At 71.9% G+C, this 26,198-nt stretch carries 19 protein-coding genes, 1 pseudogene and 1 riboswitch; of the genes and pseudogenes, 4 read left to right on the top strand and 16 right to left on the bottom strand.

The features are described from left to right. Positions 1–17: 17 nt before the first annotated feature. The 14 genes and pseudogenes from AB0368_RS23230 to AB0368_RS23165 form a co-directional block, all read right to left on the bottom strand. Entirely contained in the window at positions 18–761 is a 744-nt protein-coding gene (locus AB0368_RS23230) for a YggS family pyridoxal phosphate-dependent enzyme (protein ID WP_366156025.1), read from the bottom strand. A gap of 5 nt (positions 762–766) precedes the next feature. Beyond that, entirely contained in the window at positions 767–1,906 is a 1,140-nt protein-coding gene (gene ftsZ, locus AB0368_RS23225) for a cell division protein FtsZ (RefSeq protein ID WP_366156024.1), read from the bottom strand. A gap of 293 nt (positions 1,907–2,199) precedes the next feature. Beyond that, positions 2,200–2,967, bottom strand: coding sequence for an FtsQ-type POTRA domain-containing protein (locus AB0368_RS23220; protein WP_366156023.1), 768 nt, complete (start codon positions 2,965–2,967; stop codon positions 2,200–2,202). Between the two features lie 7 nt (positions 2,968–2,974). Next, positions 2,975–4,393 (bottom strand): UDP-N-acetylmuramate--L-alanine ligase, encoded by a 1,419-nt coding sequence (gene murC / locus AB0368_RS23215; protein ID WP_366156022.1) that lies wholly within the window; start codon positions 4,391–4,393, stop codon positions 2,975–2,977. A 28-nt stretch (positions 4,394–4,421) separates the two neighbouring features. Beyond that, the gene (murG, locus tag AB0368_RS23210; RefSeq protein WP_366156021.1) at positions 4,422–5,531 is read right to left on the bottom strand and encodes an undecaprenyldiphospho-muramoylpentapeptide beta-N-acetylglucosaminyltransferase; all 1,110 of its coding nucleotides are present in this window, start codon (positions 5,529–5,531) and stop codon (positions 4,422–4,424) included. Then, on the bottom strand, positions 5,531–6,988 hold the full coding sequence (locus tag AB0368_RS23205; RefSeq protein ID WP_366156020.1) for a putative peptidoglycan glycosyltransferase FtsW: 1,458 nt from the start codon (positions 6,986–6,988) through the stop codon (positions 5,531–5,533). The genes murG and AB0368_RS23205 overlap by 1 nt, the downstream gene beginning before the upstream one ends. A gap of 63 nt (positions 6,989–7,051) precedes the next feature. Then, a complete protein-coding gene (gene mraY, locus AB0368_RS23200; protein WP_366156019.1) occupies positions 7,052–8,149 on the bottom strand; it encodes a phospho-N-acetylmuramoyl-pentapeptide-transferase in 1,098 nt (365 codons plus the stop codon). After that, on the bottom strand, positions 8,146–9,540 hold the full coding sequence (gene murF, locus AB0368_RS23195) for a UDP-N-acetylmuramoyl-tripeptide--D-alanyl-D-alanine ligase (protein WP_366156018.1): 1,395 nt from the start codon (positions 9,538–9,540) through the stop codon (positions 8,146–8,148). The genes mraY and murF overlap by 4 nt, the downstream gene beginning before the upstream one ends. Then, positions 9,537–11,051, bottom strand: coding sequence for a UDP-N-acetylmuramoyl-L-alanyl-D-glutamate--2,6-diaminopimelate ligase (locus tag AB0368_RS23190; RefSeq protein ID WP_366156017.1), 1,515 nt, complete (start codon positions 11,049–11,051; stop codon positions 9,537–9,539). Before AB0368_RS23190 ends, murF begins: the two co-directional genes overlap by 4 nt. A 55-nt stretch (positions 11,052–11,106) precedes the next feature. Beyond that, the gene (locus AB0368_RS23185; RefSeq protein ID WP_366156151.1) at positions 11,107–13,269 is read right to left on the bottom strand and encodes a penicillin-binding transpeptidase domain-containing protein; all 2,163 of its coding nucleotides are present in this window, start codon (positions 13,267–13,269) and stop codon (positions 11,107–11,109) included. A 481-nt stretch (positions 13,270–13,750) separates the two neighbouring features. Next, a pseudogene (locus AB0368_RS23180) lies at positions 13,751–14,254 on the bottom strand (hypothetical protein); the annotation flags it as partial. An 8-nt stretch (positions 14,255–14,262) separates the two neighbouring features. Then, a complete protein-coding gene (gene rsmH / locus AB0368_RS23175) occupies positions 14,263–15,330 on the bottom strand; it encodes a 16S rRNA (cytosine(1402)-N(4))-methyltransferase RsmH (protein WP_366156016.1) in 1,068 nt (355 codons plus the stop codon). A 227-nt stretch (positions 15,331–15,557) separates the two neighbouring features. Next, positions 15,558–15,989 carry a division/cell wall cluster transcriptional repressor MraZ gene (gene mraZ, locus AB0368_RS23170; protein ID WP_366156015.1) on the bottom strand — a complete coding sequence of 144 codons (432 nt, stop codon included), beginning with the start codon at positions 15,987–15,989 and terminating at the stop codon, positions 15,558–15,560. A gap of 399 nt (positions 15,990–16,388) precedes the next feature. Next, positions 16,389–17,186, bottom strand: coding sequence for an NlpC/P60 family protein (locus AB0368_RS23165; RefSeq protein WP_366156014.1), 798 nt, complete (start codon positions 17,184–17,186; stop codon positions 16,389–16,391). Between the two features lie 6 nt (positions 17,187–17,192). Further along, positions 17,193–17,360: riboswitch (cyclic di-AMP (ydaO/yuaA leader) on the bottom strand. 465 nt (positions 17,361–17,825) lie between these two features. Between AB0368_RS23165 and AB0368_RS23160 the strand changes: the two genes are divergently transcribed. Genes AB0368_RS23160 through AB0368_RS23150 form a run of 3 tightly spaced genes read left to right on the top strand, consistent with a single transcriptional unit; the run spans position 17,826 to position 20,577 of the window. Continuing rightward, positions 17,826–19,046, top strand: a complete 1,221-nt coding sequence (locus AB0368_RS23160; protein ID WP_366156150.1) for a MurT ligase domain-containing protein — start codon at positions 17,826–17,828, stop codon at positions 19,044–19,046. 32 nt (positions 19,047–19,078) lie between these two features. After that, positions 19,079–19,792, top strand: coding sequence for a glutamine amidotransferase (locus AB0368_RS23155; protein WP_366156013.1), 714 nt, complete (start codon positions 19,079–19,081; stop codon positions 19,790–19,792). 53 nt (positions 19,793–19,845) lie between these two features. Next, positions 19,846–20,577 carry a VTT domain-containing protein gene (locus AB0368_RS23150; protein ID WP_366156012.1) on the top strand — a complete coding sequence of 244 codons (732 nt, stop codon included), beginning with the start codon at positions 19,846–19,848 and terminating at the stop codon, positions 20,575–20,577. A 6-nt stretch (positions 20,578–20,583) separates the two neighbouring features. On the opposite strand, the gene aroA is transcribed toward AB0368_RS23150, so the two are convergent. Continuing rightward, complete coding sequence (gene aroA, locus AB0368_RS23145) at positions 20,584–21,849, bottom strand: 3-phosphoshikimate 1-carboxyvinyltransferase (protein ID WP_366156011.1); 1,266 nt, start codon at positions 21,847–21,849, stop codon at positions 20,584–20,586. A gap of 69 nt (positions 21,850–21,918) precedes the next feature. Then, the gene (gene leuS, locus AB0368_RS23140) at positions 21,919–24,738 is read right to left on the bottom strand and encodes a leucine--tRNA ligase (protein ID WP_366156010.1); all 2,820 of its coding nucleotides are present in this window, start codon (positions 24,736–24,738) and stop codon (positions 21,919–21,921) included. Positions 24,739–25,147: 409 nt separating this feature from the next. Here leuS and AB0368_RS23135 point away from each other — a divergent pair, with 409 nt between their 5' ends. Next, positions 25,148–26,197 carry a MoxR family ATPase gene (locus AB0368_RS23135; RefSeq protein ID WP_366156009.1) on the top strand — a complete coding sequence of 350 codons (1,050 nt, stop codon included), beginning with the start codon at positions 25,148–25,150 and terminating at the stop codon, positions 26,195–26,197. Position 26,198 lies beyond the last annotated feature (1 nt).

Here is a 26,198-nt window from a genome sequence, read left to right as displayed (position 1 = left end):
TGCTGCCCGCCGCAAGGCTACCGCAGCGGGTTTCGCATCCCGAGTAAAGAAGTCCCGATCCGTACGTGTGTCGCCCCGTGCCGTACGGCCTGCTCAAGGTCGCCGCTCATGCCCGCGGACAGCACCGTCGCGTCCGGATGGTCGGCCCGGACCCGGGCGGCGGTGCCGGCCAGTGCCGCGAAGGCTCGGTCCGGCTCCCAGCCGCGCGGTGCGACGGCCATCAGCCCCCGCAGCCTCAGCGTCCCGGAGGACGCCACCGCGTCGGCGATGCGCTGCAGATCGTGCTCGGGATCGGACGGCGGCGTGCCACCGGCCGGGTCGACCGCTCCGCCCCGGGCCGGGTCACCGTCGATGCTGACCTGGATCAGGACGTCCAGCGGCGTGTCGCGGTACTTGCCGGCGGCGGCGTCCAGAGCGGACGCCAGCCGCACCGAGTCGACCGACTCGACCACGTCGGCGTAGCGCACCACCGACCTGGCCTTGTTGCGCTGCAACTGCCCGACGAAGTGCCACCGGACGGCGGCCCCGGCCTCGGCGACCCGGGCCGCCTTGGTCGCGGCCTCCTGGTCCTTGTTCTCCCCGACGTCGCTGACGCCGAGCCCGGCCAGCAGCACGACGTCCTCCGCCGGGTACGTCTTGGTGACCGCGACCAGCGCCACGCCGCCCTCGTCGCGGCCGGCCGCCGAGCAGGCGCGGGCGATCCGCTCGCGCACCTCGGCAAGCGAGGCGGCCAGCTCGGCGCGCCGCGCCTGGTCGGTCAAGGACGTCAGGAGCCGTTCTTGAGGAAGTCCGGTACGTCGACGTCGTCGAAGAGCACCCGGCGCGGCGGCGGGGTGGCCGTGGCAGGCGTGGACACCGCCGGGCTCACCGGCGCGGCCACGCTGGGCGCCACGACGGGCGGCGCGGCCGGCTGGGGAACCTTGCTGCGGACGCCCGGCTCGGACGGCTTGTACGAGGGGGTTCCCCCGTCGAAGCCGGCCGCGATCACGGTGACCCGGACCTCATCGCCCAGCGCGTCGTCGATGACCGCGCCGAAGATGATGTTGGCGTCCGGGTGCGCCGCGTCGGTGACCAGCTGCGCCGCGTCGTTGATCTCGAACAGGCCCAGGTCCGAGCCGCCGGCGATGGAGAGCAGTACGCCGCGGGCGCCGTCCATGCTCTGCTCGAGCAGCGGGCTGGAGATCGCCTTCTCGGCCGCCTCGACCGCGCGGTTGTCGCCGCGGGCGCTGCCGATGCCCATGAGCGCGCTGCCGGCGCCGCTCATGACGCTCTTGACGTCGGCGAAGTCCAGGTTGATCAGACCCGGCGTGGTGATCAGATCGGTGATGCCCTGCACGCCGGAGAGCAGCACCTGGTCGGCCTGGCGGAACGCGTCCATCATGCTGATGCCGCGGTCGCCGAGCGCGAGCAGCCGGTCGTTCGGGATCACGATGAGCGTGTCGCACTGGTTGCGCAGCTCGTCGATGCCGGACTCGGCCTGCACCTGGCGGCGCTTGCCCTCGAACGAGAACGGGCGCGTCACGACGCCGATGGTCAGCGCGCCCAGCTTGCGGGCGATGTTCGCGACCACGGGCGCGCCGCCCGTACCGGTGCCGCCGCCCTCGCCGCAGGTCACGAAGACCATGTCGGCCCCCTTGAGGACCTCCTCGATCTCGTCGCGGTGGTCCTCGGCGGCGTTCTTGCCGACCTCGGGCTGCGCACCGGCGCCGAGCCCGCGGGTCAGTTCGCGGCCGACGTCGAGCTTGACGTCGGCGTCGGACATCAGCAGCGCCTGGGCATCGGTGTTGATCGCGATGAACTCGACTCCCTTGAGCCCTACCTCGATCATGCGGTTCACGGCGTTCACGCCGCCGCCACCGATGCCGACGACCTTGATGACCGCCAGATAGTTGTGCGGAGGTGTCATCGGGCTCAGCCTTCCCTTCCAGGGTTGGCGGACGTCGAGGCCCCAGCGGTCCGGCCAAGAACCGCCATCGACGTCCGCTCCGTACAAGGGAGGGCGAGGAGAACCCTCACCCTCTACTAGAGGCTTAGAGCTATGTCAACTACTGAACCTCTCGGGGAAACGTAAGCGGACGTGTCGCCCGATCCAAGGACCAACGCGGCGTGTCGGCGTCCGCTGATGAGGCGACTATCCGACTCAGCCGTAACCTCGAACCTAATAAGCCGTTTGGCGTGTCTTGTCCGATTAACGGACGGTCAGCGGATGGTGACGACCGTCGGCGCGCTCACGTCGATCGTGTCGCCCTTGCGAGCCAGCAGGGCCGTCGCCACCTGAGCCTTCTTCTCGCTCTCGGTGTCGTCGCCCCAGATGATCGTCCGGCGCCTGCGCAGCCCCAGGCTGACCTGTGCCGGCGCCGGCACCGAGATGGACACCAGCTGCTCGCGCAGTTCGGCGGTGAGCGACGAGAGCACCACGAGCGCCGACCGGGTGTTGACGTCCTCCGGCCCGGGCGCGGCGAGCTTCGCCACGGGCAGGCCGGACGGCCGCTCCGGGACCGCCCGGAAGGCGACGCCCTCCGCGTCGATGAGCGAGAACTCCTTGCCCACGGGTACGGCGGCGACGGGCCTGCGCTCCACGACCTGCACCTCGACGGTGCCCGGCCAGCTGCGGGACACGACCGCCCGCTCGACGGCCGGCAGGGCCTGCACCCGGTCGCGGATCGCGTCCAGGTCGACGCGGGCGAGCGGCTCGCTCATGCGCACCGCCGCCGCCTGCTCCACCTGCACCGGCGTCAGCGTGTCGGTGCCGACCACCCGGACCCCGCTGACTCCCAGCACGGAGGTGCCGTACACGGTCCAGACCAGCGCTCCCACGACGACCAGCACGCCGAGGCCGACCGCCCAGGGCAGCGCCGCCCGGAGCCGGCGCTGCCGGGCCCGGGCCATGAACCGCCGCACCGAGGGCGGCACGGCGTCCGTGTCCGCGCGTACCAGCCGCCAGTTGCGCCCGCCCCCGTCGCTCATCGCAGGCTCAGCTCTCCGCCAGCGCGGCCAGCAGCTCGTCGCCCATGAGCGAGATCGGCGGGGCGCCCATGGTCACCACCACGTCGCCGGGCCGGCTGCGGCGCACCACCTCGGCGGGCACGTCCTCCCACGACGGCACGAAGATCTTGCGGTCGGCCGGCAGGTCGACGGCCGCGGTGAGCGCGACGCCGCCCTCACCCGGGCCGCGGGTCTCGCCCGGGCCGAAGACCTCCATGACGATCACCTCGTCGGCGATCGCCAGCCCCTCGGCGAGCTCGGCCTGCAGATCCCGGGTCCGGTAGACCCGGTACGGCTGGAACACCACGACGAGCCGCCCGTCGCCGGCGACCTCCCGCAGCGTGCGCAGCGCGGCCTTGACCGAGGTGGGGTGGTACGCGTACTCGTCGTAGACCCGGACCCCCGCCACCGTGCCCTTGCGCTCGAACCGCCGCCGGACGCCGGGGAACGAGCCCAGCGCCTCGGTGATCTTGTCCAGCGGCAGCCCCAGCCGCAGCGCGGTCAGCACCGCGGCGGCGCTGTTCAGCCCCATGTGCCGGCCGGGCAGCGCGAGCGTGATCTCGCCCAGCGGCTTGCCGTCGAGGGTGGCCTGGTAGCGCACGCCCTGCACGGAGGAGACCACGCCGGTCAGCCGGAGGTCGGCGCCCTCGCTCTCGCCGTACGTGTAAACGGTCTTGCCCTTGGCGCGCAGCGCGGTGAGGAGGTCCTGCACGCCCTCGTCGTCGGCGCAGGTGACCACGAACCCGTCCGGGTCGGCGAGCTCGGCGAACTCCAGGAAGCCCGCCTTCAGCCCCTCGAGGTCGCCCCAGTTGTTGAGGTGGTCGCCCTCGATGTTGGTGATGATCGCGACGTGCGGGCGGTAGATGAGGAACGACTTGTCGCTCTCGTCGGCCTCCGCCACGAAGTACGAGCCGGAGCCGTGGTGGCCGTTGGAGCCGGCCGCCGAGATCTCGCCGCCGATGACGAAGGACGGGTCCTCCCCGGCGTGCTGGAGGATCACAGTCATGATCGACGTCGTGGTGGTCTTGCCGTGGGTGCCGGCGACCGCGATCGTGCGGCGCCCGGTCATCGCCGCGGCCAGCGCCTCCGAGCGGTGCAGCACCCGCAGCCCGCGCCGGCGCGCCTCGACGATCTCCACGTGGTCCTGCGGGATCGCGGTGGAGTAGACGACCGTGTCGACGCCGTCGAGGTTGGACGGCTCGTGCGACATGTGCACCGTGCCACCGAGCGCCCGCAGCGCGGCCAGGGCCGGCCACTCGCGCAGCTCGCTGCCGGAGACCGGTACGCCGCGGGTCAGCAGCAGGCGGGCCAGGCCGCCCATGCCGACACCGCCGATGCCGATGAGGTGGACCGTGCCGAGGTCCTCGGCGGTCAACCCGCCGGCCGGCTTCAGCTCCGCCGTGTTCACGCGGTCACTCCCCTACTCGCAGAAAGGTTCATCGGCGGGCGACCGCCTCGCACACGAAGTCCAGCAGTGCCTCATCGCCGTCGCGGCGGCCGTACGCGCCCGCCGCCCGGCCCATCGCGCCGAGCCGCTGGGGGTCACGGGCGAGCGGGATGACCGTACGCTCGATCCACTCCGCGGTCAGCTCGGCGTTGTCCACCAGCAGGCCGCCGCCGGACTCGACGACCGGCAGCGCGTTGCGCTTCTGTTCCTGGTTGCTGTGCGGGTACGGCACGTAGATGGCCGGCAACCCGATCGCGGTGGTCTCGGCGACCGTGATCGCCCCGCCGCGGCAGAGCATCAGGTCGGCGGCCGCGTAGCCGAGCTGCATGTCCGAAAGGTACGGCACCACGACGTACGGCGCCGGCAGGTCGCTGGGCACCTCGAACGGGTCGTTGCGCCCGCCCTGCACGTGCAGCACCTGGATGCCGGCGTGGGTGATCTTCTTGGCCGCCTCCGCCACCGCCAGGTTGATGGTGCGGGCGCCCGACGAGCCGCCGGAGACGAACAGCACCGGCAGGTCGGGGCGCAGGCCGAAGTGCTCCAGCGCCTGCGGGCGCAGGGCGGCGCGGTCCATCCGGGCGATCGCCGTACGCAGCGGCACGCCCACCACCCTGGCGTCGCGCAGCGACTCGGCGGCCCGCGGCTGGCTGGGGAAGCCCACGGCGACGTTCTTGGTGAACCTCATGCCCATCCGGTTGGCCACACCCGGGGGCACGTTGACCTCGTGGATGACGATGGGCAGCTCGCGCCGCCACGCCGCCAGGTACGCCGGCACCGACACGTACCCGCCGAAGCCGACCACGACGTCGGCCTGAACCTCGTCGATGATCTTCCCGGCGGCGTGCGCGGACTTGTACATGCGGTCCGGGGTGCGCAGGAGATTGAGGTTGATCGCGCGCGGGAGCTGGAACGCCGGGATCACCCGCAGGTCGTAGCCGGCGGGCGGGATGAGGTCGTTCTCCATCCCCTTCGGGCTGCCCAGCGTGGTGATGCGCACCTCGGGGAAGTGGCGGCGCAGCGCATCGGCGAAGGCGAGCAGCGGATAGATGTGACCGCCGGTGCCTCCTCCGGCGAGCACGACCGACCGCAGCGGACCCATCACCGTCTCCTAACACCCCCCTTGGCCTCGGGTGCCCGGTTGGCAGGGCGCGACGGACCCGGCCGCCGCTGCGGGGGGAGCGGCGGCAGCGGGGCCCACACTAGTCGCACCCACCGAGCGGGCGGACGGGCGTGCAGGGCTCGCGCGGCGTCGGGCTCCGCCCTGGCGAAGGAGGCGAGGATGCCGACGCCGGCCATCGTCACGACCAGGGCGCTGCCACCGGCGGAGATCAGTGGCAGCGGCACACCGGTCAGCGGCAGCAAGCCGATCACGCCGCCCATGTTGATGACCGCCTGCGCGACGAGCCAGGTGGTGATGCCGGTCGCGGCCAGACGCCGGAACGGGTCGTCGACGCGGCGGGCGATCCGGAAACCGGTGTACGCGAGCACGCCGAAAAGCACGGCGATCACCATGCATCCGACCACGCCCAGTTCCTCGGCGACCACCGCGTAAATGAAGTCGTTGTCGGCAGCCGGCAGCCAGTTCCACTTCAGGGCGCCCTTGCCGAGGCCCACACCGAACCAGCCACCCTCGTAGATTGCCGAGCGGGCCTGCAGAATCTGGTAGCAGAGGTCGGCGGCGCAGTCCGTCGGCGGCTTCAGCCAGGTGGTGATGCGCAGGAGCCGGTAGTTCGGCTCGCCCTGAGCACCCGAGCCGGCGCCGCGGGAGGCCGCCGCGATCAGCAGGCCGACGCCCGAGAGCCCCAGCACGCCGAGGGCGGCGAAGACCCGGGTCCGCACCCCGGCGGCCCAGAGGAGGCCGACGATCAGTGCCAGCACCACCAGCATGGTGCCGAGGTCGTTGTAGCCGACCAGGACGAACAGGAGGCCGACGATCGGGAACATGGGCATGGACAGCTGCCGCCAGTATCCGAGGTCGGCGCCCTTGCGGGCGATGATGTCCGCGCCCCACAGAGCGACGCCGATCTTGACGAATTCGGACGGTTGGAGGCCGACCGGGCCGATGTAGAGCCAGAGCAGGTTGGCGCGCAGCGGCCCGAGCGACACGCTGCCGTCCGGCGCGACGTGCAGGATGCCGATGGCGCCCAAGGCCTGGAGCAGGTCGAGGATTCCCAGCAGCACGACGGCCCCGCCCAGGATGTAGACGCCGAAGAACCGCAGGGTGCTCGCGGGCAGCCGCTGGCACACCCAGAAGCCGACCAGGCCCAGGACCGCGAAGACGAGCTGGTTGCGTACGGCACCGAAGGCGCTGCCGTCCTCCGCGTACGCCTTGACGCTGGTCGCGGAGAACACCATGGTCAGGCCGATCAGCAGCAGCAGGCCCGAGCTGGCGATCAGCAGGTAGTACGAGGACAGCGGCCGTGCGAGCATGCCGTGCACCGCGGGCAGCAGCTGCTGGCTCAGCGTCTTGGGCCGCACCGGTGGCGGCGCGGGCTGCACGGTCGCCGCCGGCGACACGGTGACCGTGGTCCGGGCCTCAGGCTTGTCCTCCCCCATGCCCACCATCATGGTGGGGCGACACGCCACGCCCGGGTTCCGCCGTGGCGTGTCGCGGGAGATCTATCCCATGACTCGCAGGAAGTCGCTGTAGAAGAGGCCCAGGCCGATGGCGACGCAGATGCCCGCGACGATCCAGAAGCGGACCACGATGTTGACCTCGCTCCAGCCCGCCAGCTCGAAATGGTGCTGCAGCGGCGACATGCGGAACACCCGCTTGCCGGTGGTCTTGAACGAGATGATCTGGATGACGACCGACATCGTGATGATGACGAACAGGCCGCCGATGATGATCGACAGCAGGGTCGTACGGGTTGCCATCGCCAGGCCGCCGATCAGGCCGCCGAGGCCCAGCGCGCCGGTGTCGCCCATGAAGATCCGTGCCGGGGACGTGTTCCACCACAGGAAGCCGACACAGGCGCCCGCGGCCGCGGCCGCGATCAGCGCGATCTCGAGGGGGTCGCGGGCCTCGTAGCAGTACCGGCCCGTGTACGCGGTGTCGCCGCACCAGTGGCGGTACTGCCAGAAGCCGATCAGCGCGTACGCCCCCAGCACCAGGATCGAGGCGCCCGTGGCCAGGCCGTCGAGGCCGTCGGTGAGGTTCACGCCGTTCGACATCGACATGATGACGAAGACGAACACGATGACCGAGCCGACCTTGCCGACGTCGAGGAAGCTGATGTCGCGGATGAACGAGATGTGCTCGCTCGCCACGGTCTGCCCGTTGGTGCTCTGCACGTAGAGCGCCGCGACACCGAGGCCGCCGCCGACCACCAGCTGCCCGAGCAGCTTGCCCTTGGCGCTGAGGCCGCCGGAGTGCCGCTTGCGCACCTTGAGGAAGTCGTCCAGGAAGCCGACCGCGCCGCAGAAGACGAACAGCCCGAGCAGCACCAGGGCCGTCATCGTGGGCTGGACCTGGGCGATCTGCCCCGGGGGCAGGGTGGTCAGCGCGACGTGGCCGGCCACGTACGCCAGCACCGTCGCGACGATGAACGCGACACCGCCCATCGTGGGCGTGCCCTTCTTGCCCTGGTGCGAGGCCGGGCCGACCGCGCGGATCGGCTGGCCGGCCTTCAGCGCGGTGAACACGCGGATGGCCACCGGGGTGCCGAACAGCGAGATGATGAACGCGACCGCGGCCGCGACGATGACTGCCCTCACGGGCTTACCTCCTCGGCGGCCGCATCCGCGCGCAGCGCATCGGCCACCTCCCACGTGCGGTAGCGCGAACCCTTGACCAGCACCACGTCGCCCGGGCGCAGATCCCCGGTCACCGCGGCGATGGCGGCCGCCTGGTCGGCGGCGGCGATCGGCTCACCCTTCCATTCCGGTATGGACGCAGCACCGTCCAGCACCGGCGCGGCCTGCGCGACGGCCACCAGCCGGTCCACGCCCAGCTCGGCGGCGAGGCGGCCGACGTCCTGGTGCCCGGACGTCTCGTACTCCCCCAGCTCGGCCATGTAGCCCAGCACGGCGATCGTGCGCCGCCCCTCCCCCAGGGCCGCCAGCGCGCGCAGGGCGGCGGCGGTCGAGGACGGGTTGGCGTTGTACGAGTCGTCGATGACCGTCACCCCGTCCGGGCGGTCGAAGACGTCCATCCGGCGGCTGGAGACGATTCCCACCTCGCCCAGCGCGGCGGCGACATCGGCGACGGGCATCCCCGCCTCGAGCGCGACGGCCGCGGCGGCGAGCGTGTTGCCGACCTGGTGGCGGCCGGTCACGGCGAGGCGTACCGGAGCACTGCCCGCCGGGGTGACCAGCGTGTAGGCCGCGCGTCCCCGCTCGTCCAGAGTCACGTCGGTGGCCCGCACCCCGGCCTGCGCCGACTCGCCCACCCGGACCACCCGGGCCTGCGTGCGCGAGGCCATCGCGGCGACCAGCGGATCGTCGGCGTTCAGCACCGCCAGCCCCTCGGCCGGCAGGCTCTCCACCAGCTCACCCTTGGCCCGCGCGGTGCCCTCGACCGACCCGAACTCGCCGATGTGGGCGGCGCCGATGTTGAGCACCACCCCGATCCGCGGCGCGGCGATGCCGGTCAGGTGCGCGATGTGCCCGATGCCCCGGGCGCCCATCTCCAGCACCAGGAACCGCGTCCCGGTGGTCGCCTTCAGCACCGTGTACGGGAACCCGAGCTCGTTGTTGAGCGACCCGGCCGGCGCCACCGTGGGGCCGAGCCGGGCGAGCAGCTGCCCGATGTAGTCCTTGGTGGTGGTCTTGCCGGACGAGCCGGTCAGCCCCACGACGGTCAGCTCCGGGAGCCGGCCGACCGCCACGTGGGCCAGCTTCGCCAGCGCCTCCAGCGGCTCGGCGACCACGATGCCCGGCTGCCCGGTGTCGCGGGAGCCGAGCACCGCGGCGGCCCCGGCCTCGACGGCGGTGGCGGCGTAATCGTGCCCGTCGACCTTCTCGCCCGCGAACGCGACGAACAGGCCGCCGGGCAGCAGGGCGCGGGAGTCGTACTCGACCGGGCCGGTGACGGTCGCGGCCGGGTCGGCGTTGACGAGACGCCCTCCGGTCACCGCGGCGATCTCATCCAGCGTCATGCGGATCAAGCTGCACCGCCGGGGCGCGCGGCCAGCGCGGCGGCGAGCTCGATCCGGTCGTCGAACGGCAGCACCTCGCCGTTCACCTCCTGGCCTCGCTCGTGTCCCTTGCCGAGGACGGCCACGACGTCGCCGGGACCGGCCAGCCGTACCGCCTCGTCGATGGCGGCCCGGCGGCCCGCCACCTCGATGATCTTCGCCGGCGCGCCGGCCTCCTCCGCGCCCTGCCGGACCGCGGCGCGCACGCCGGCCGGGTCCTCGGTGCGCGGATTGTCGTCGGTGACCACGACGAGGTCGGCGCCGCGAGCGGCGGCCGCACCCATCAGCGGACGCTTGCCCTTGTCCCGGTCGCCACCGGCGCCGATGACGCAGACCAGGTGGCCGCCGCGGGTGGTGGCCAGCTCGCGCAGCGCGGCCAGCGCAGCCACGATCGCGTCCGGCTTGTGCGCGTAGTCCACGACGCCGAACACCTCACCCGGGGACTCGACCCGCTCCAGCCGGCCGGGCACGCCCGGGCAGGCGGCGATGCCGTCGGCCGCGACCTGCGGGTCGATGCCGGCCGCGACCAGCGACGCGAGGGCGAGCAGCGCGTTGGCGACGTTGTGCCGCCCGGGCAGCGCGACCCCGGCCCGGACGTCGCCGCCGGGGCCGTGCGCGGTGAAGCGCTGGCCGAAGGCGTCGCCGCTGACGCCGGACGCCGACCAGGTCGCGGCGGCGTCCCCGGCCGCGGAATAGCTGATGGTGGCCGGCTTGAACAGCGGCTTCAGCGCCGGGTCGTCGGCGTTCAGCACCTCGGACCGGCAGCGGCCGTCGAACAGCTTCGCCTTGGCCGCGAAGTAGTCGTCGGCGTCGGCGTGGAAGTCGAGGTGGTCGAGCCCGAAGTTGGTGTAACCGCCGACGGCGAACCGGACGCCGCCGACGCGGCCCATGGCCAGCGCGTGGCTGGACACCTCCATCACCACCGCGGTCACCCCGCGCTCGACCGCGGCAGCGAGGATCGCGTGCAGGTCGGTGGCCTCCGGCGTCGTACGCGCGCTGCCGACCACGAGGTCGCCCAGGCGGGTCTCCACCGTGCCGATCAGCCCGGTGGTCAGTCCCGCCGCCCGCAGCCCCGACTCGACGAGGTAGGCCGTGCTGGTCTTGCCGGCGGTGCCGGTCAGGCCGATCACGGTGAGCCGCGCGGTCGGGTCGCCGTAGACGGCCGAGGACACCACGCCGAGCACCGCGCGCGGGTCGGGCACCACCAGCACCGGCAGCCCGGCGGCGGACGCGGCGTCCCGTCCGGCCGGGTCGGTCAGCACGCCGGCGGCGCCCGCCTCGGCGGCGGCACCGACGAACTCGGCGCCGTGCCGGCGGGCGCCGGGCAGCGCAGCGTACAGATCGCCGGGACGGACCTCACCGCTGGCGTGGGTCACGCCGGTGACCTCGGCGTCGGCGCCGGCGACCTCGGCGCCGACCAGCGCCGCGAGGCCGGTCAGCCGCGACGGCTGGACGGTCTGGGGACGGGGAATGCCGGACACGGCGTCAGACCCTACCCGGTGTCGCGGACCTGGCTGCGCACGCCATCCGCGTGGCTCAGTCCTTCCACGCGAAGATCGGCGGCTTGGTACCGGACGGTGGCACGCGGTAGTGCAGCAGCGCCGAGCTCATCATCTTGGCGAACGCCGGCGCGGCCACCTCGCCGCCGGTGCCGTTGGGGACGTCCGCGAAGACGCCGATGACGAAGCGCGGCTTCTCGGCGGGCGCCATGCCGATGAACGATCCCGCGTTGTGGCTGGTGTACTGCCCGTCGACCAGCATCTTGCCGGTGCCCGTCTTGCCGGACACCCGGTAGCCGTCGACCTTGGCCTTGGTGCCGGTGGCCCCCTTGGCGTCGACGACGGCCTCCATCATCTCGCGCAGGTCCCGCGCCACCCGGGTGTCGAGCACCCGGTGCGTCTCCGGCGGCGCGGTCGCCGTCACCGTGCCGTCGCGGCCGGAGATCGTTCCCTTGATCAGGTGCGGCTGGACGTACATGCCGTCGTTGGCGATCGCTCCGTACCCGGCCACCATCTGCAGCAGGGTCGCGTCCACGCTGTGGCCGATCGGCACCGAGCCGTACGCGGACCCGCTCCACTCGTCCGGCGCCAGCAGCCGCCCGGACGCCTCACCGGGCATGCCCTCGTTGGTGGGGCGGCCGAGGCCGAACTTCTGCTGGTACTCGTACAGCTTCTCCTTGCCGAGCTTCTGCCCGATGCGGATCGTGCCGACGTTCGACGAGTACGCCAGAACCTGGGGAATCGTGAGCTTCGTACCGTTCGGGAAGGAGTGGTGGTCGACGAAGGGCTCTCCGCCCAGCCGCAGCGCCCGGCCGACGACGACCTCGGAGTCCTTGGTGATGGCCCCCTCCTGCAGGGCCGCCCCGATGGTGAACGCCTTGTGCGTCGAGCCCGGGTCCGAGATGACGCTGGACGGCGCGTCCTCGCGCTCGGTGGGCTTGAAGTCGAACGGCTTCTGCGCGTTGTAGGTCGGATAGCTCGCCTGCGCCAGCACCTCGCCGGTCTGCACGTCGAGGACGACCGCGCCGGCGACGGTGGCGTTGACCTTCTCCATCTGCTGGCTGAGGTAGCGCTGCACCTCGAACTGCAGGTCGCGGTCGATGGTGAGCTGGACCGAGGAGCCCGGGGCGGCCGGCGTCTCGCGGTGGTAGCCGCCGGGGATCTCCTTGGCCAGGTCGCCGCGGCCGATCTCGTACACCTTCTCGCCGTTGGTGCCGCGCAGCAGCTCGTCGTAGCGGGCCTCGATGCCCTCCAGCCCGGTGTGGTCCTCGCCGGTGAAGCCGATCAGATTGGCGGCCAGGTCGGCACCGGGCACGTCCCGGCGCTCGTCACGCCGGGACCCGACGCCGGCCAGGTTCAGCTTCTTGATCTTGTCCGCGACGGCGATGTCGACGCCGCGGGCCAGGAACTCGAAGCGGGACTCGCCGCCGCCGGGACGCTTCTTCTTCGCCATCAGCTGGATCAGCTTGGACTGCGGCACGCCGAGCAGCGGGGACAGCTGGGCGGCCGTCTTCGCCGGGTCCTTGACCAGCTCGGGGTCGGCATAGATGTACCGGGCCTCGACGCTGTGCGCGAGCACGGCCCCGGAGCGGTCCAGGATGCTCCCGCGCGAGGCGGGCAGCACGACGTCGGCCAGCCGGTTCTTCTGCTGCTCCATCAGGCTCTGCGTCGCGGCCGGCGACTCCATGACCTGGAGCACGACGAGCCGCACGCCGATCATCACGAACAGCGACAGGGCCAGCACGGTGCCCAGGCGCAGCCGCTTGGTGCTGTTGGCCAGCTTCGGCGGCTCGGCCGGAACCACCGCCGTGAGTCGGCGGCTGCCGGGGCGCGGCGGCGCGGCGCCGGGCCGGGCACCCGCTGACCGCCGGGGACCGGGCGGGGCGGCGACACGGCGGTCGCGCCCGGGCCGGCCCGCCTCGGTACGCCCGGCACCGGCGCGGCGTGGATCGGCGATCGACCGGGTACGTCCGGCCCCCGCGGTCGCGCGTGTCGCCTCACCGCGCGCGCCCTGGCTCCGCCCACGGTCCTGCGCCGCCCTGCCACGGTCCGGTGCCGCCCGGCCACGGTCCTGTCCGGCCCGGCCGGTTCGCGGCTGGCGGTCCCGGGTTCCTTGATCACGGTCGCCGCGGTCCCGGCGCGAGCGGCCCTTGGGTTCCTCGTGGCCGTCGCCTGTCGCACCGCGGCGCTGCGGCGGCAGCTCGTCGTCGGTGTCACGGCGGCGTTCCCGCACCGGCCGGCCGCCGTCGAGAACCTGCAGCGGCGGCCGGATCGGGTCGACGTTCCGCCCGGTCCGCGGCGACCGGGTGCGCTGGTCGCCCTCGCGCACGGTCCGCCCGCGCGGCGTGTACGCCCGCGCGGCGCCGATGCCCCCGAAGCCGCGGTCACGCTCGTCGCCCGCGGTCGTCTGCTCCTGGGAAGAAGCGCCGCGCCGGGGCTGCTGGCCCCGGCGCGGCGTCTCGTCCGAACGCGGCGTCACCGCGCTACTGCCCGGTGACGGGAGACGTGCCCTGACCCGGCACGCCCGCCGGGGCAGCCGCACCCGGCACACCTGCCGGGGTGGCCGCACCCGATCCGGTGGCGGCGTCCCCGGTCACGTCCTGCGTCGTCGCGTCCTGGGTGGACTTCGCCCGCTCGACGGCCCTAGCCGTGGCGGCCGGGTCCTGGGCGGTCACGGCCGGCTCACCGCGGCCCGGCTTCGGCACCCCGATGATCTTGCCGTCGGGCAGCCGGATGTACGCCGGCGAGTCCGCCTTGACCAGGCCCTGCCGGCGCGCTGCCGCATCCAGGCTGCCGGGCATGTTGTTGGCGGCGATCTCGTTCTCCAGCGCCTGCTGGCGCGCGTCCAGATCGGCCTGCTGCTGCTGCAGCGTGTCGAGCTCGAACGAGTTCTCCGCCGTCCTGGTGTTGATGAGCAGGATGCCCAGCACCCCGGCCACCACGACGGCGACCACCAGCGCGATGAACGGCGCCCGCGGCGCGTTGATCGGCGCGGGCGGCGCGACCCGCAGGCGCGGCGTCGCGACGGTGTCCCGCTGCTGCTCAGCGTTGAGCTTCAGGGCGGTGGTGCCCTCGATCGGGAACTGGCGCGCCCCCCGCGCCGTTCCCTTCGTGCCGGCCGGCGTGCGCCGGCCCTTGTCCGCCCGATCCGCGGTCCGGCCCCCCGACCGCGGCGCGGTGGTCATGCGCTCGCTCAATGCCCCTCCCCCTCCTGGTGTTCCCCCGGGCGTCGCCGCCCTCGTCCCCCGTGCGCGGACATCCGGGGCCGTTCGCGGGCGGCCCCCTGTCCCTGGTCCTGCTCGTCGATCCGTTCCGCCGCGCGCAGCTTCACCGAAGCCGCACGCGGGTTCTCCGCCACCTCCGCCGCCGTGGGCGGCTCGGACCCCCTGGTCAGCAGCCGCATTGTCGGACCGGTTCCGGGCAGTTCGACCGGCAGATCGATCGGCCCGGTGCTGCGTGCCCTGGCGGCCAGGGCGCGCTTGACGATCCTGTCTTCCAATGACTGATACGACATCACTACAAGGCGCCCTTTCGGGGCCAGGAAGTCCAATGCAGCCGGAACCGCGGCTTCGAGGGCGGCGAGTTCCGCGTTTACCTCAATACGTAGTGCCTGAAACGTTCTTTTGGCGGGATTGCCACCCGTTCGCCGCGCGGCGGCCGGGATGGCGTCCCGGACCAGCTCCGCGAGCCTGGCCGTGGACACGATCCGCGCCTTCGCCCGCTCCCGGACGAGCGCCGAGACGATCCGCTGCGCGAACTTCTCCTCGCCGTACACCCGCAGGATGCGGACCAGCTCGCCCGGCTCGTAGCCGTTGACGACCTCCTCGGCGGTGATCCCCCGCGACTGGTCCATCCGCATGTCCAGCGGTGCGTCCTTGGCGTACGCGAAGCCCCGGTCCGCCTCGTCGAGCTGCAACGAGGACACGCCCAGGTCGAACAGCCCACCGTGGAACGCGGCGAAGCCGAGCTCGGCGAGGACCGCCGGAAGTTCGTCGTACACGGCGTGGATCAGGTGGATGCGGTCGGTGAAGCGCTGGAGCCGGTGCCGGGAGTGCGCGAGTGCCTCCGGGTCCCGGTCGAGTCCGATCAGGACCGCGTCCGGGTGCCGCTCCAGCACGGCCTCGGCGTGCCCGCCCAGGCCCAGCGTGAAGTCGACGTGCACCGCACCGGGACGGTCGAGCGCGGGGGCGAGCAGCTCGAGGCAGCGCTCGAGCAGCACCGGCACGTGCGTGCCGCGAAGCTCCCCCATGTCGACCCCCATCGCCCTGCTCTCTTTCGCGCGCCGTCCGGCCGCTTGTTCGCGATCGGCGTCCGGTCGTCTTCCGTACCGCCAGATCCCCATCCGCTCGTGCCCGTTGCCATCGGGCGCGCCCCACCGGACACACGCCTGGCGCCGGGGAAGAGGCGCCAGGAGCGGGAGCGGCTGGAGATCTCGCAGTACGGCGGCAGCGACGTCCGGACCGCCTCGGCGGCCGGCAGGTAGCACGCCTACAGTCCGCCGGGCAGCACCCCCTCCTCGATGTCGGCGAAGTCGTCCTCGCTCGCCGAGAGGTACTGCTCCCAGGACTGCTTGTCCCAGATCTCCACCCGGGTGCTCGCCCCGATCACCACGAGCTCGCGGTCGAGTGCCGCGTACTCCCGCAGGTGGCCCGGGATGGTGACCCGGCCCTGCTTGTCGGGGATCTCGTCGTGCGCGCTGGCGAAGAACACCCGGCCGTAGGCCCGGGCTGCCTTGTTGGTGACCGGCTGGTCACGCAGCTGCCCGGCGATCCGCTGGAACTCCGGCATCGGGAACACGTACAGGCAACGCTCCTGCCCCTTGGTGATCACGACACCTCCCGCCAGCTCGTCCCGGAACTTCGCCGGGAGGATCAGCCGGCCCTTGTCGTCCAGGCGCGGGGTGTGAGTGCCGAGGAACATCGGCGCAACCCCCCTGCCCTTTTGGCGGTTTCGCGGTCCGCCTGTTCACTCGGGCCGGCAGGTCCGCTCCGGCCCTGCCACTGCGCTCCACTCTACTCCACTTCCCTCCACCCGCAACCGGAATCGACGCGTCCATGAACCGTTTTCGCGGATGAATGCGCACGTCAGACGCGGTGGGTCGGAGTGGAGGGGTTGGCGCCCCCATTCAAGGTCCACTTTCCGACAAGCCGCCCAGGCGGGCACGAAACTCCGCCGAAAAAGGGCATACCCGAGCGCTCGGGTCGACCTTGGGGAGGGAAGTGGAGGGAGAAGTGGAGGACATGACAGTGGGGCGCGACCCGAACCGGGTCGCGCCCCACTGAACTGTCGTGTGCCGCCGTACTGCTTATTGCATTGTCGTCAGACCATGCGCCGGACGACGTAGTTGCTGCCGTAGATCTTCTGCTTCTGCACCCGGGCACCGGTGTGCGGGGAGGCCCACATGTAACCGCCGCCCGCGTAGATGGCGGCGTGGGTGCCGTAGGACCCGGACCGGAAGACGAGGAGATCGCCGGCCTGCTTGCTGCCCTTGCTGACGCCCTTGCCGTAGTGCTGCTGCGAGTTCGCCTTGTGCGGCAGCTTCTTGCCCGCCGCCTTCTTGTAGACGTACAAGGTGTAACCCGAGCAGTCGAAGCGCTTGGGGCCGGCCGCGCCGTACTTGTAGAGCGCGCCCTTGTGCCTCTTGGCCTCGGCGAGGATCTTCGCGCCGCTGGTCCTGACCGTGATCTTGACCGGCTTGCTGGCGCTGGGCACCATGCCCCGCGAACCGCCGTAGTACGTACGGAACCAGACGGTCTTGCCGGGCTGGGTGTTGAAGACGACGGTCCCGGTCGTCACGTGCTTGTTCTGCCAGGTCTTCCACTTGCCGTTGATCTTGGACTGCAGGCGGACCCAACCATGGACCACCTTCTTGCCGGTCCGCGGATTCATCAGCTTGGTGGTGACCCGGACCTTGGAACCCCAGGACACCGTCCGCTTGTTGTACGAAGCGGTGACCTTCGGCTTCACCTTCGCGGCAGCGGCCGCCGTGATCGGGGCGGCGGATGCTGCCGGCGTCGCGACCAATTGGCCGGCGCAGAGGCAGAGACCCAGGGACAGTGCGACGGTTCCGGTGCCGACGGACATGCGGCGGCCCCGGCTCGAACTGCGTTCGTGCACGGTAGAGATATCCCTCCGGCACGCCTGCGAGGTTAGCTGTCGGGTTCGGGCGGGAAGGATGCCCGGCCGCCGGTGGCGGCTTCACCCCGAGGTCCCCCGGGTCCTGCGACCCGATGGACCGGAAATGGGTCCCCCGTCCCTGCCCCCGTATGCCTTTATGGTCGTTCACTTGCTTCGTGGTCGCACCGTACGGACCGGGGCAGGGCTCGGCGTGATCCGTGCAGTGCGAGCGGTGGGCGGTCGCTCACCGGCCCACCCTGCCTACCCGATTTCTCGATCCACCGTGGGGCGGCCCCTCGTGACTCTTCGTATTTGGCACAGTGGACAGTGTCCGATTTGTGATCCACCTGTGACAAATGCCGCCACGCTACGCGCAGTAATGCTTACGGACAGCTGAAGGTTACGGGTGAAACAGAACACACAAAAAGCCGCGGGCGGTGCGATCAAGGACGGCGCACAGGTCGGGCGAATGCCCCCGCAAACATCCCCACCGGCCCAAACACGGCAACGGACGACCTATCCCGATCAACCTTTCGGCGGAGCCGCCCCCCGCACCGGTGACCGCGGGCGGCGTCGCACCCGGCGCCACTCGACGTAGTGTCCGTTTCCGGTACCCTCGTCGCCGTGACGGACGGGAAGATGCCCTTGCGGGCCAAGGTCGCGAGCTCCGTCTCGCGCACGGCGGCGGCCCTCTCGCGGGCCGCGGGACGCGGCGACGGATCGGTGATCGGCGGCTGGATCGGCCTCAAGATCGATCCCGACCTGCTGCGGAACCTCGCCGCGGGCCGGGCCATCGCCCTTGTCTCCGGCACCAACGGCAAGACGACCACGACCCGGTTCACGGCCGCGGCACTGGGCGTCCTGGGCCCGGTCGCCACCAACTCGTTCGGCGCCAACATGCCCACCGGGCACACCTCCGCGCTGGCGAAGGCGGGCTCCACCCCGTTCGCCGTGCTCGAGGTCGACGAGCACTACCTCGCCCGGGTCATCGAGGAGACGACCCCCCGCGTGGTGGCCCTCCTCAACCTCTCCCGCGACCAGCTCGACCGGGCGAAGGAGGTGGCGATGATGGCGCAGATGTGGCGCACCGCCCTCGCCGCCCACCCGGACGTGCACGTGGTCGCGAACGCCGACGACCCGATGGTGGTCTGGGCGGCCGTGAACACGGCTCACGTCGTCTGGTTCAGCGCGGGCCAGCGCTGGACCGACGACTCGTGGGTCTGCCCCGAGTGCGGCTCCCCCATCAACCGGGCCCAGGGCGACTGGTGGTGCACGGGATGCCCGCTGCGCCGGCCGCAGGCGCAGTGGACGGTCGAGGACGAGGGCGTGCTCGACCCCAGGGGCGACTGGCACCTGGTCAAGCTTCAGCTGCCGGGCCAGGTCAACCTCGGCAACGCGGCCACCGCGCTCGCCGTCGCCGCCGAATTCGGCGTACGCCCCATAGAGGCGGCACCCCGGCTCGCGGGCGTGGCCTCTGTGGCCGGTCGCTACGCGCAGGTGGACCGCGACGGGCGCAACATCCGGCTGCTGCTGGCCAAGAACCCTGCGAGCTGGCTCGAGGCGTTCGACATGGCCGAGGTGGCGCCGACGCTGCTCTCCATCAACGCCCGCGACCCCGACGGATTCGACACCTCGTGGCTGTACGACGTGGACTTCTCGCCGCTGCGCGGGCGGCCCGTGCTGATCACCGGGGACCGCGCGTACGACCTCGCCGTACGCCTCGAGGTGAACGATGTGCCCTTCCGGCACGTTAAGACCTTCGAGGAGGCGATCCAGGCCACCCCGCCGGGGCGCCTCGAGGTGATCGCGAACTACACGGCGTTCCAGGACATCCGAGCGGAGTTGGACCGTGTCAACTGAGCCTGCCCGCAGCGGAGAACAAAAGGAAAACCATGAGTGAGAGCACCCTGCGGATCGTCTGGATCTACCCGGACCTGCTGTCCACGTACGGCGACCGGGGCAACATGCTGATCCTGGCGCGCCGCGCGGCCCTGCGGGGCATCCCGGTGGAGACCTACCAGGTGCGCTCCGACCAGGCGATGCCCGCGAGCGCCGACATCTATCTCATCGGCGGCGGCGAGGACGGCCCGCAGGCCCTGGCCGCCCAGCGGCTGATCGCCGACGGCGGCCTGCACCGGGCCGTGGCGCAAGGTGCGGCGGTGCTCGCGGTGTGCGCCGGCTACCAGCTCTTCGGCGCCTCCTTCTTCGCCAAGGGTGCCCAGTGCGCCGGGCTGGACCTGCTCGACCTCACCTCCGACCGCGGCGAGACGCGCGCGGTCGGCGAGGTCCGCGGCGACATCGACCCGCGGCTGGGCCTGCCCCCGCTGACCGGCTTCGAGAACCACGGCGGGCGTACCCATCTCGGCCCCGGGGTCGCACCCTTGGCCCGGGTCACCGCCGGCATCGGGAATGACGGGCACACCGAGGGCGCTTGGCACGGGAAGATCCTGGGCACGTATGCCCATGGACCCGCGCTCGCCCGCAACCCAGCTATAGCCGATCTGCTACTGAGTTGGGCGATCGGCGCGGATAGTCTTGCACCGCTCGACGACACCTGGGCCGACCGGCTCCGCGGCGAGCGGCTCGCAGCCGCGGGCGCCGCGTGACCCGGAACGAGCTCTATTTCCTGGACCGACGAGACGTAGGGCGGTAAGCCTGCATGACTGACACCCTGATCGCCCCGCGGGGGCTCCACTCGCCCGCGGACCCTCAGGCCAGCCAGCAGACCCCCAAGCCGATGGGGTGGCGCCGCGGGCTCGTCCGCGTAGGCGTCCTCACCGCCGTCGTCGCCGCGCTCGGCGTGGCCGCGGCGGTGCTGCCGCTGCAGTCGATCGCCGACTCGGTGGTCGCGCTCGGCCCCGCCGCCGCCGTCGCCATCGCCGTCGTGGGCGGCCTGCTCCTGTCGGTGCTGGTGCCGCGCACGGCGATCACGCTGGCCTGCGGCGCCCTGCTCGGCCCCGCGACCGGCGCGGCGACCGCACTCGCCGCCGCGGTGATCGCCGCGATCGCCACCTACTACGCGGGCCGCTGGGCCGGCCGGGGGGCGCTCGGCGCCAAGGCCGGCGGCCGGATGGCCCGCCTCGACAGCTGGCTCAACCGCCGGGGCCTCGCGGCCGTGCTGCTGGTCCGCTTCCTGCCACTCGCGCCGTACGGCCTGATCGGCTACGCGTACGGCACCACGTCGGTCTGCCGCAAGCGCTACCTGCTCGGCACGACCCTCGCCGCGATCCCGTCCGCGGTCTCCTACGCCGTGATCGGCGCGGCCGTGGCGTCGCCCGGCGAGCTGAACCCGGTGACGCTCGCGCCGGCCGCCATCGGCTTCGGGCTGACCACGGCGATCGTGCTCCGCTGGCGCCTGGCCGCCCGCCGCGCCGCCGCGGTCGCCGCCTGACCCCGGTCAGGACAACGCGGCCAGGTCCCTGAAGTAGTCCGGGTAGGTCTTCGCCACACAGCCCGGGTCCTCGATCTCGATGCCGGGCGCCCGCAGCCCCAGCAGCGACAGGCTCATCGCCATCCGGTGGTCCTCGTACGTCGCGAACCGCGTCGGCCGGGGCTGCCCCGGGTGGATCGTGAAGCCGTCCTCGTCCTCGACCGCGTCGATCCCGGCCCGGCGCAGCTCCGTCACCACGGCGCCCACCCGGTCGGTCTCCTTGCCCCGGATGAAGCCGATCCCCCGCACCCGCGTCGGCGAGTCCGCGAACACGGCCACCGCCGCGAGCGTCTGCGCTGTATCCGAGATGTCAGACATGTCGACGTCCACCCCGGTGAGCCGGCCGTTCCCGCTCACCGTCACCGAGGTCGCGGTGCGGGACACCGAGGCGCCCATCCGCTCCAGCACGTCCGCGAACCGGACGTCACCCTGGAGACTGCCGGTGCCGAGCCCCTCGACCGTCACCCGGCCGCCGGCCACCGCCGCCGCCCCCAAAAAGTAGGACGCGGCGCTGGCGTCCGGTTCCACCTCGTAGTCGGCAGGCCGGTAGCTCGCCGGAGACACGGACAGGCCGTCGGCCCGCACCCCGAAGGCGGCCATCACCGCCTTGGTCATCTCCACGTACGGCACGGAGACCAGCGGGGAGGTCAGTGACACCGCCAGCCCCGAGGTCATCAGCGGCCCCGCCATCAACAGACCGGACAGGAACTGGCTGGAGATGTGCCCGCTGATCTCGACCGGTCCCCCCCGCAGCGGCCCGCGCACCGCGGCCGGCAGATAGCCGGGCTGGTCCAGTTCCTCCACAACGGCACCGACCCCGCGCAGCGCCTCCAGAACGGGGCCGAACGGGCGCGCCCGCAGCTGCGCCGTCCCGTCGACGACCGTCCGGACCGGCAGCAGTGCCGCCGCGGGCAGGATGAAGCGGGACGTCGTGCCGGACTGCCGGGCGTCGATCATGCCGGAGGTCACCGCGGTCCGCGGGTCGATGCCGGTCACCTCGATCGTCCGCGCGGCCTCGTCGGCTTCGACGCGGGCGCCCAGCGCGGCGACCGCGCCCATCATCGCCCGGGTGTCGTCGGCGAAGAGCGCTCCGGAGAGCACGGAGGTGCCCGGCGCCAGCGCCGCACAGAGCAGCGCGCGATTGGTGATGCTCTTGGAACCCGGCGGACGCACCGTGGCGTCCAGCGGCGAGCTCAGCGGGGCGACGGGCAGCACATCCGGAAGATCAGGCACGGGACCATTCTGACGAGTCAGGGCCCGCCGCGAGCACTCGCGGCGGGCCCTGTTCCACCAGGTGGATGCTCAGACCACCACGCTGACCAGGCGGCCGGGAACGACGATCACCTTGCGGGGGTCGCGGCCGGCCAGTACCTCGGCCACCGCGGCCAGCGCGGCCTCCCGTACGGCATCCTCCGCCGTGTCCGGCGCCACCTCGACCCGGCCGCGGACCTTGCCGTTGACCTGCACCGGGTACGTGACCGACTCGGCGACCAGCTGGGCCGGGTCGGCGACCGGGAACTGCTCGTACGCCAGGCTGCCGTCGTGACCCAGCTTGCGCCACAGCTCCTCGGCCAGATGCGGGGCGAACGGCGACATCATCAGCACCAGCGGCTCGACCGCCTCACGCGACGTCGTCTCCAGCGGCGTCAGCGTGTTGGTCAGCTGGATCAGCTTGGCGATCGCGGTGTTGAACCGCAGCTCGTCCATGTCCTCGCGGACGCCGGCGATGCCCTGGTGCAGTGCCCGGCGGACCTTCGGGTCCAGCGGGGTGTCGGTCGCCCGCACCTCGCCCGACTCCTCGTCCACGATCAGCCGCCACACCCGCTGCAGGAACCGCTGGGAACCGACGACCGCGCGGGTCTCCCACGGCCGCGAAACGTCCAGCGGGCCCATCGCCATCTCGTACACCCGGAACGTGTCGGCGCCGTACTGCTCGCTCATCTCGTCCGGGGTGACCACGTTCTTCAGCGACTTGCCCATCTTGCCGTACTCGCGGGCGACCTCCTGGTCACCGTGGTAGTACTTGCCGTCGCGCTCGACGACCTCCTCGGCGGGCACGATGACACCGCGAACGTCCCGGTACGCGTAAGCCTGGATGTAACCCTGGTTGAACAGCTTCCGGAACGGCTCGAAGGACGAGACGTGGCCCAGGTCGTACAGGACCTTGTGCCAGAAGCGGGCGTACAGCAGGTGCAGGACGGCGTGCTCGACGCCGCCGACGTACAGGTCGACGCCGCCCGGGTCGCCGGGACCCTGCGGGCCCATCCAGTACGCCTCGTTCTCCCGGTCGACCAGCACCTTGTCGTTGTGCGGGTCCAGGTAGCGCAGCTCGTACCAGCAGGAGCCGGCCCACTGCGGCATGGTGTTCGTCTCGCGGGTGTACGTCTTCGGCCCGTGGCCCAGATCCAGCTCGACCTGCACCCAGTCCTTCTTGCGCGACAGCGGCGTCTCCGGCTCGCTGTCGGCGTCCTCCGGATCGAAGGTACGCGGGGAGAAGTCGTCGACCTCCGGCAGCTCCACGGGCAGCATCGACTCGGGCAGTGCGATCGGCAGGCCCGTCTCGTCGTACACGATGGGGAACGGCTCGCCCCAGTACCGCTGCCGGCTGAACAGCCAGTCGCGCAGCCGGAACGTGGTCGCGCCGCGGCCCTTTCCCTTCTCCTCCAGCCAGGAGATCATCGACGCCTTCGCGTCGGCGACGCCCATGCCGTTCAGCCAGTCGCTGTTGATCGCCGGTCCCTCGCCCGTGAAGGCGCCGTCGAAATCTTCCGGTGCTTCGACCGTACGGATGATCGGCAGTTCGAAGACCTCCGCGAAGGCCCAGTCGCGCTCGTCCTGGCCGGGAACAGCCATGATCGCGCCGGTGCCGTAACCGGCCAGCACGTAGTCGGCGATGAAGACCGGGATGCGGGCGCCGTTGACCGGGTTGGTCGCGTACGCGCCGGTGAAGACGCCGGTCTTGACCTTGGCGTCGGCGGTCCGCTCCTCCTCGGTCTTCGCAGCCGCCGCGGCACGGTAGGCGGCGACGGCGCCGGAAGGCGTCGCGTGCCCACCGGCCCAGGCGTCCTTCGTCCCCTCGGGCCACGCGGCCGGCACGATCGAGTCGACCAGGGCGTGCTCGGGCGCCAGGACCATGTACGTCGCGCCGAACAGGGTGTCGGGGCGCGTGGTGAAGACCGAGATGACGTCGTCGCCGTCCGTCGGGAAGTCGACGTGCGCACCGCGGGAGCGGCCGATCCAGTTGCGCTGCATCAGCTTGACCGGCTCCGGCCACTCCAGCACGTCCAGGTCCTCGACCAGGCGGTCGCCGTACGCGGTGATCCGCATCTTCCACTGCTTCAGCGAGCGCTGGAAGACGGGGTAGTTACCGCGCTCGCTGCGCCCGTCCGGCGTGACCTCCTCGTTGGCCAGCACCGTGCCCAGCCCGGGGCACCAGTTGACCGGCGCCTCGCTGACGTACGCCAGCCGGAAGCCGTCGATCACCTTGCGCCGCTCGACCGGGGACAGGCCGGCCCAGTCCCGCCCGTCCGGAACAGCGCGGGTGCCCGCCTCGAACTCGGCGACCAGATCCTCGATCGGCCGCGCCTTGCGCAGGTCGGGGTCGAACCACGAGTTGAAGACCTGCAGGAAGATCCACTGGGTCCAGCGGTAGTAGTCCGGGTCCGTGGTCGAGAAGGAGCGGCGGTCGTCGTACGCCAGGCCCAGGCGCTTCAGCTGACCGCGGTAGCGCTCGATGTTCGCCTCGGTCGTGGTGCGCGGGTGGGTGCCCGTCTGCACCGCGTACTGCTCGGCGGGCAGGCCGAACGCGTCGAAGCCCATCGGGTGCAGCACGTTGTAGCCCGCCATGCGCTTGTAGCGGGTGTACGAGTCGGTGCCGATGTAGCCGAGCGGGTGCCCGACGTGCAGCCCCGCACCCGACGGGTACGGGAACATGTCCTGCACGTGCAGCTTGGGCGCGCCCGCGCGCGGGTGCGAGGGGTCGGCCAGCTCGCCGGTGGGGTTCGGCGCGTGAAAGGTGCCGTTCTCGGCCCAGTACGCCTGCCAGCGCGGCTCGATCGCGGCGGCCATCGCGGCCGTGTACCGGTACGGCGGGACGTCCGCGGTGGTCTCGGACTCGCTCATCGTCACCATCTCGTTCTCGTATAGGCCTGCCTGTGGACACAAAAAAGCCCCCTTCACAGGAGGGGGCGCCGCGCTGGTCGTCGTCCTCGCGGTCCTCGCGGGACGAGCAGCACGGCTAGCTAAGAAGCAGGAAGGCTCGGGCCATACGGGCATGGTACCCGCCCTGCTTCGGCGGCGGCGACCGGTATCACCCCACCCCCATTCGTAACGCATCCGATATGCGTGTCTGGTTGACCACGTGTCGTGTTGGTGGTTTACGCCCCACTCGGCGAGTTGCTGTGACCGGGCTAACCTGTGGGGGAACGGGCGGCGAGCGCCGGAGGCCCACGGACACCCCGGCCGCCCGCGAACCTTCGGTTCCCTTCCGGTGTCAACCGTGGAAGGGGCTTGAACGACATGGAGGAGGCCCGTGACAACCCCCACCTGGGACGAGCCCGGCGGTCCGCTGCCGGATGCGGAGTTCCGCGCCGCGAGCGAAGCGATCATCGCGAACATCGAGCAGGTCATCGAGGGCAAGAGCGCCACCGTACGGCTGGCGCTCGCCGTCATGCTGGCCGAGGGCCATCTCCTCATCGAGGACGTGCCCGGCGTCGGCAAGACCAAACTCGCCAAGGCGCTGGCTCGCTCGATCGACTGTTCCGTGCGCCGCATCCAGTTCACCCCGGATCTGCTGCCCAGCGACGTGACCGGCGTCAGCGTCTACAACCAGGAGACGCGCGACTTCGAGTTCAAGCCGGGCGCCGTCTTCGCCAACCTGGTGGTGGGCGACGAGATCAACCGGGCGTCGCCGAAGACCCAGTCCGCCCTGCTCGAGTGCATGGAGGAGCGGCAGGTCACGGTCGACGGCACCACGTACGAGCTGCAGGCGCCGTTCATGGTCATCGCGACCCAGAACCCGATCGAGATGGAGGGCACGTACCCGCTGCCCGAGGCGCAGCGCGACCGGTTCACCGCCCGCATCGCGATGGGCTACCCGGACCCGCGCGCCGAGCTGGCCATGCTCAACGGGCACGGTGCCGTGGACCCGTTGAACGCCCTGCGCTCCGTCGCCGACGCGGCCCTGGTACGCCGGCTGATCGCCACGGTCCGTGACGTGCACGCCGCCGACGCGGTCCAGCAGTACGCGATCGCCCTGGTGACGGCGACCCGTGAGGCGCCCGAGATCCGGCTGGGCGCATCGCCGCGGTCGACGTTGCAGCTGCTGCGGACGGCGAAGGCGGTGGCCGCGCTCGAGGGTCGCGACTACGTCCTCCCCGACGACCTCCAGGCGCTGGCCGTCCCGGTCCTCGCGCACCGCATCATCCCGACCGCCGACGCGCAGCTCAACCGGCGCACGACGGACGCGATCGTGGCGGAGATCGTGCACCGGCTGCCGCTGCCGCACGACCGCAGCCGCTCGCCGTACGACACCCGCGCCACCGGCGACGGCCGCGCGCAGTTCGAGTCCCGGGGGCGCTGAC

The sequence above is a fragment of the Actinoplanes sp. NPDC051475 genome, assembly GCF_040689425.1.
In the GTDB taxonomy this organism is placed as follows: Bacteria; Actinomycetota; Actinomycetes; order Mycobacteriales; family Micromonosporaceae; genus Actinoplanes.
This window is presented reverse-complemented; position numbering and strand designations above follow the sequence as displayed.

What these genes read in the sequence shown, in the direction of transcription:
- ftsZ (WP_366156024.1), bottom strand. Translation starts at nt 1,906, where the DNA reads ATGACACCTCCGCACAACTATCTGGCGGTCATCAAGGTCGTCGGCATC.
- leuS (WP_366156010.1), bottom strand. Translation starts at nt 24,738, where the DNA reads ATGAGCGAGTCCGAGACCACCGCGGACGTCCCGCCGTACCGGTACACG.
- rsmH (WP_366156016.1), bottom strand. Translation starts at nt 15,330, where the DNA reads ATGGGGGTCGACATGGGGGAGCTTCGCGGCACGCACGTGCCGGTGCTG.
- AB0368_RS23155 (WP_366156013.1), top strand. Translation starts at nt 19,079, where the DNA reads ATGAGTGAGAGCACCCTGCGGATCGTCTGGATCTACCCGGACCTGCTG.
- AB0368_RS23150 (WP_366156012.1), top strand. Translation starts at nt 19,846, where the DNA reads ATGACTGACACCCTGATCGCCCCGCGGGGGCTCCACTCGCCCGCGGAC.
- mraZ (WP_366156015.1), bottom strand. Translation starts at nt 15,989, where the DNA reads ATGTTCCTCGGCACTCACACCCCGCGCCTGGACGACAAGGGCCGGCTG.
- murG (WP_366156021.1), bottom strand. Translation starts at nt 5,531, where the DNA reads ATGGGTCCGCTGCGGTCGGTCGTGCTCGCCGGAGGAGGCACCGGCGGT.
- AB0368_RS23220 (WP_366156023.1), bottom strand. Translation starts at nt 2,967, where the DNA reads ATGAGCGACGGGGGCGGGCGCAACTGGCGGCTGGTACGCGCGGACACG.
- AB0368_RS23160 (WP_366156150.1), top strand. Translation starts at nt 17,826, where the DNA reads ATGCCCTTGCGGGCCAAGGTCGCGAGCTCCGTCTCGCGCACGGCGGCG.
- AB0368_RS23205 (WP_366156020.1), bottom strand. Translation starts at nt 6,988, where the DNA reads ATGGGGGAGGACAAGCCTGAGGCCCGGACCACGGTCACCGTGTCGCCG.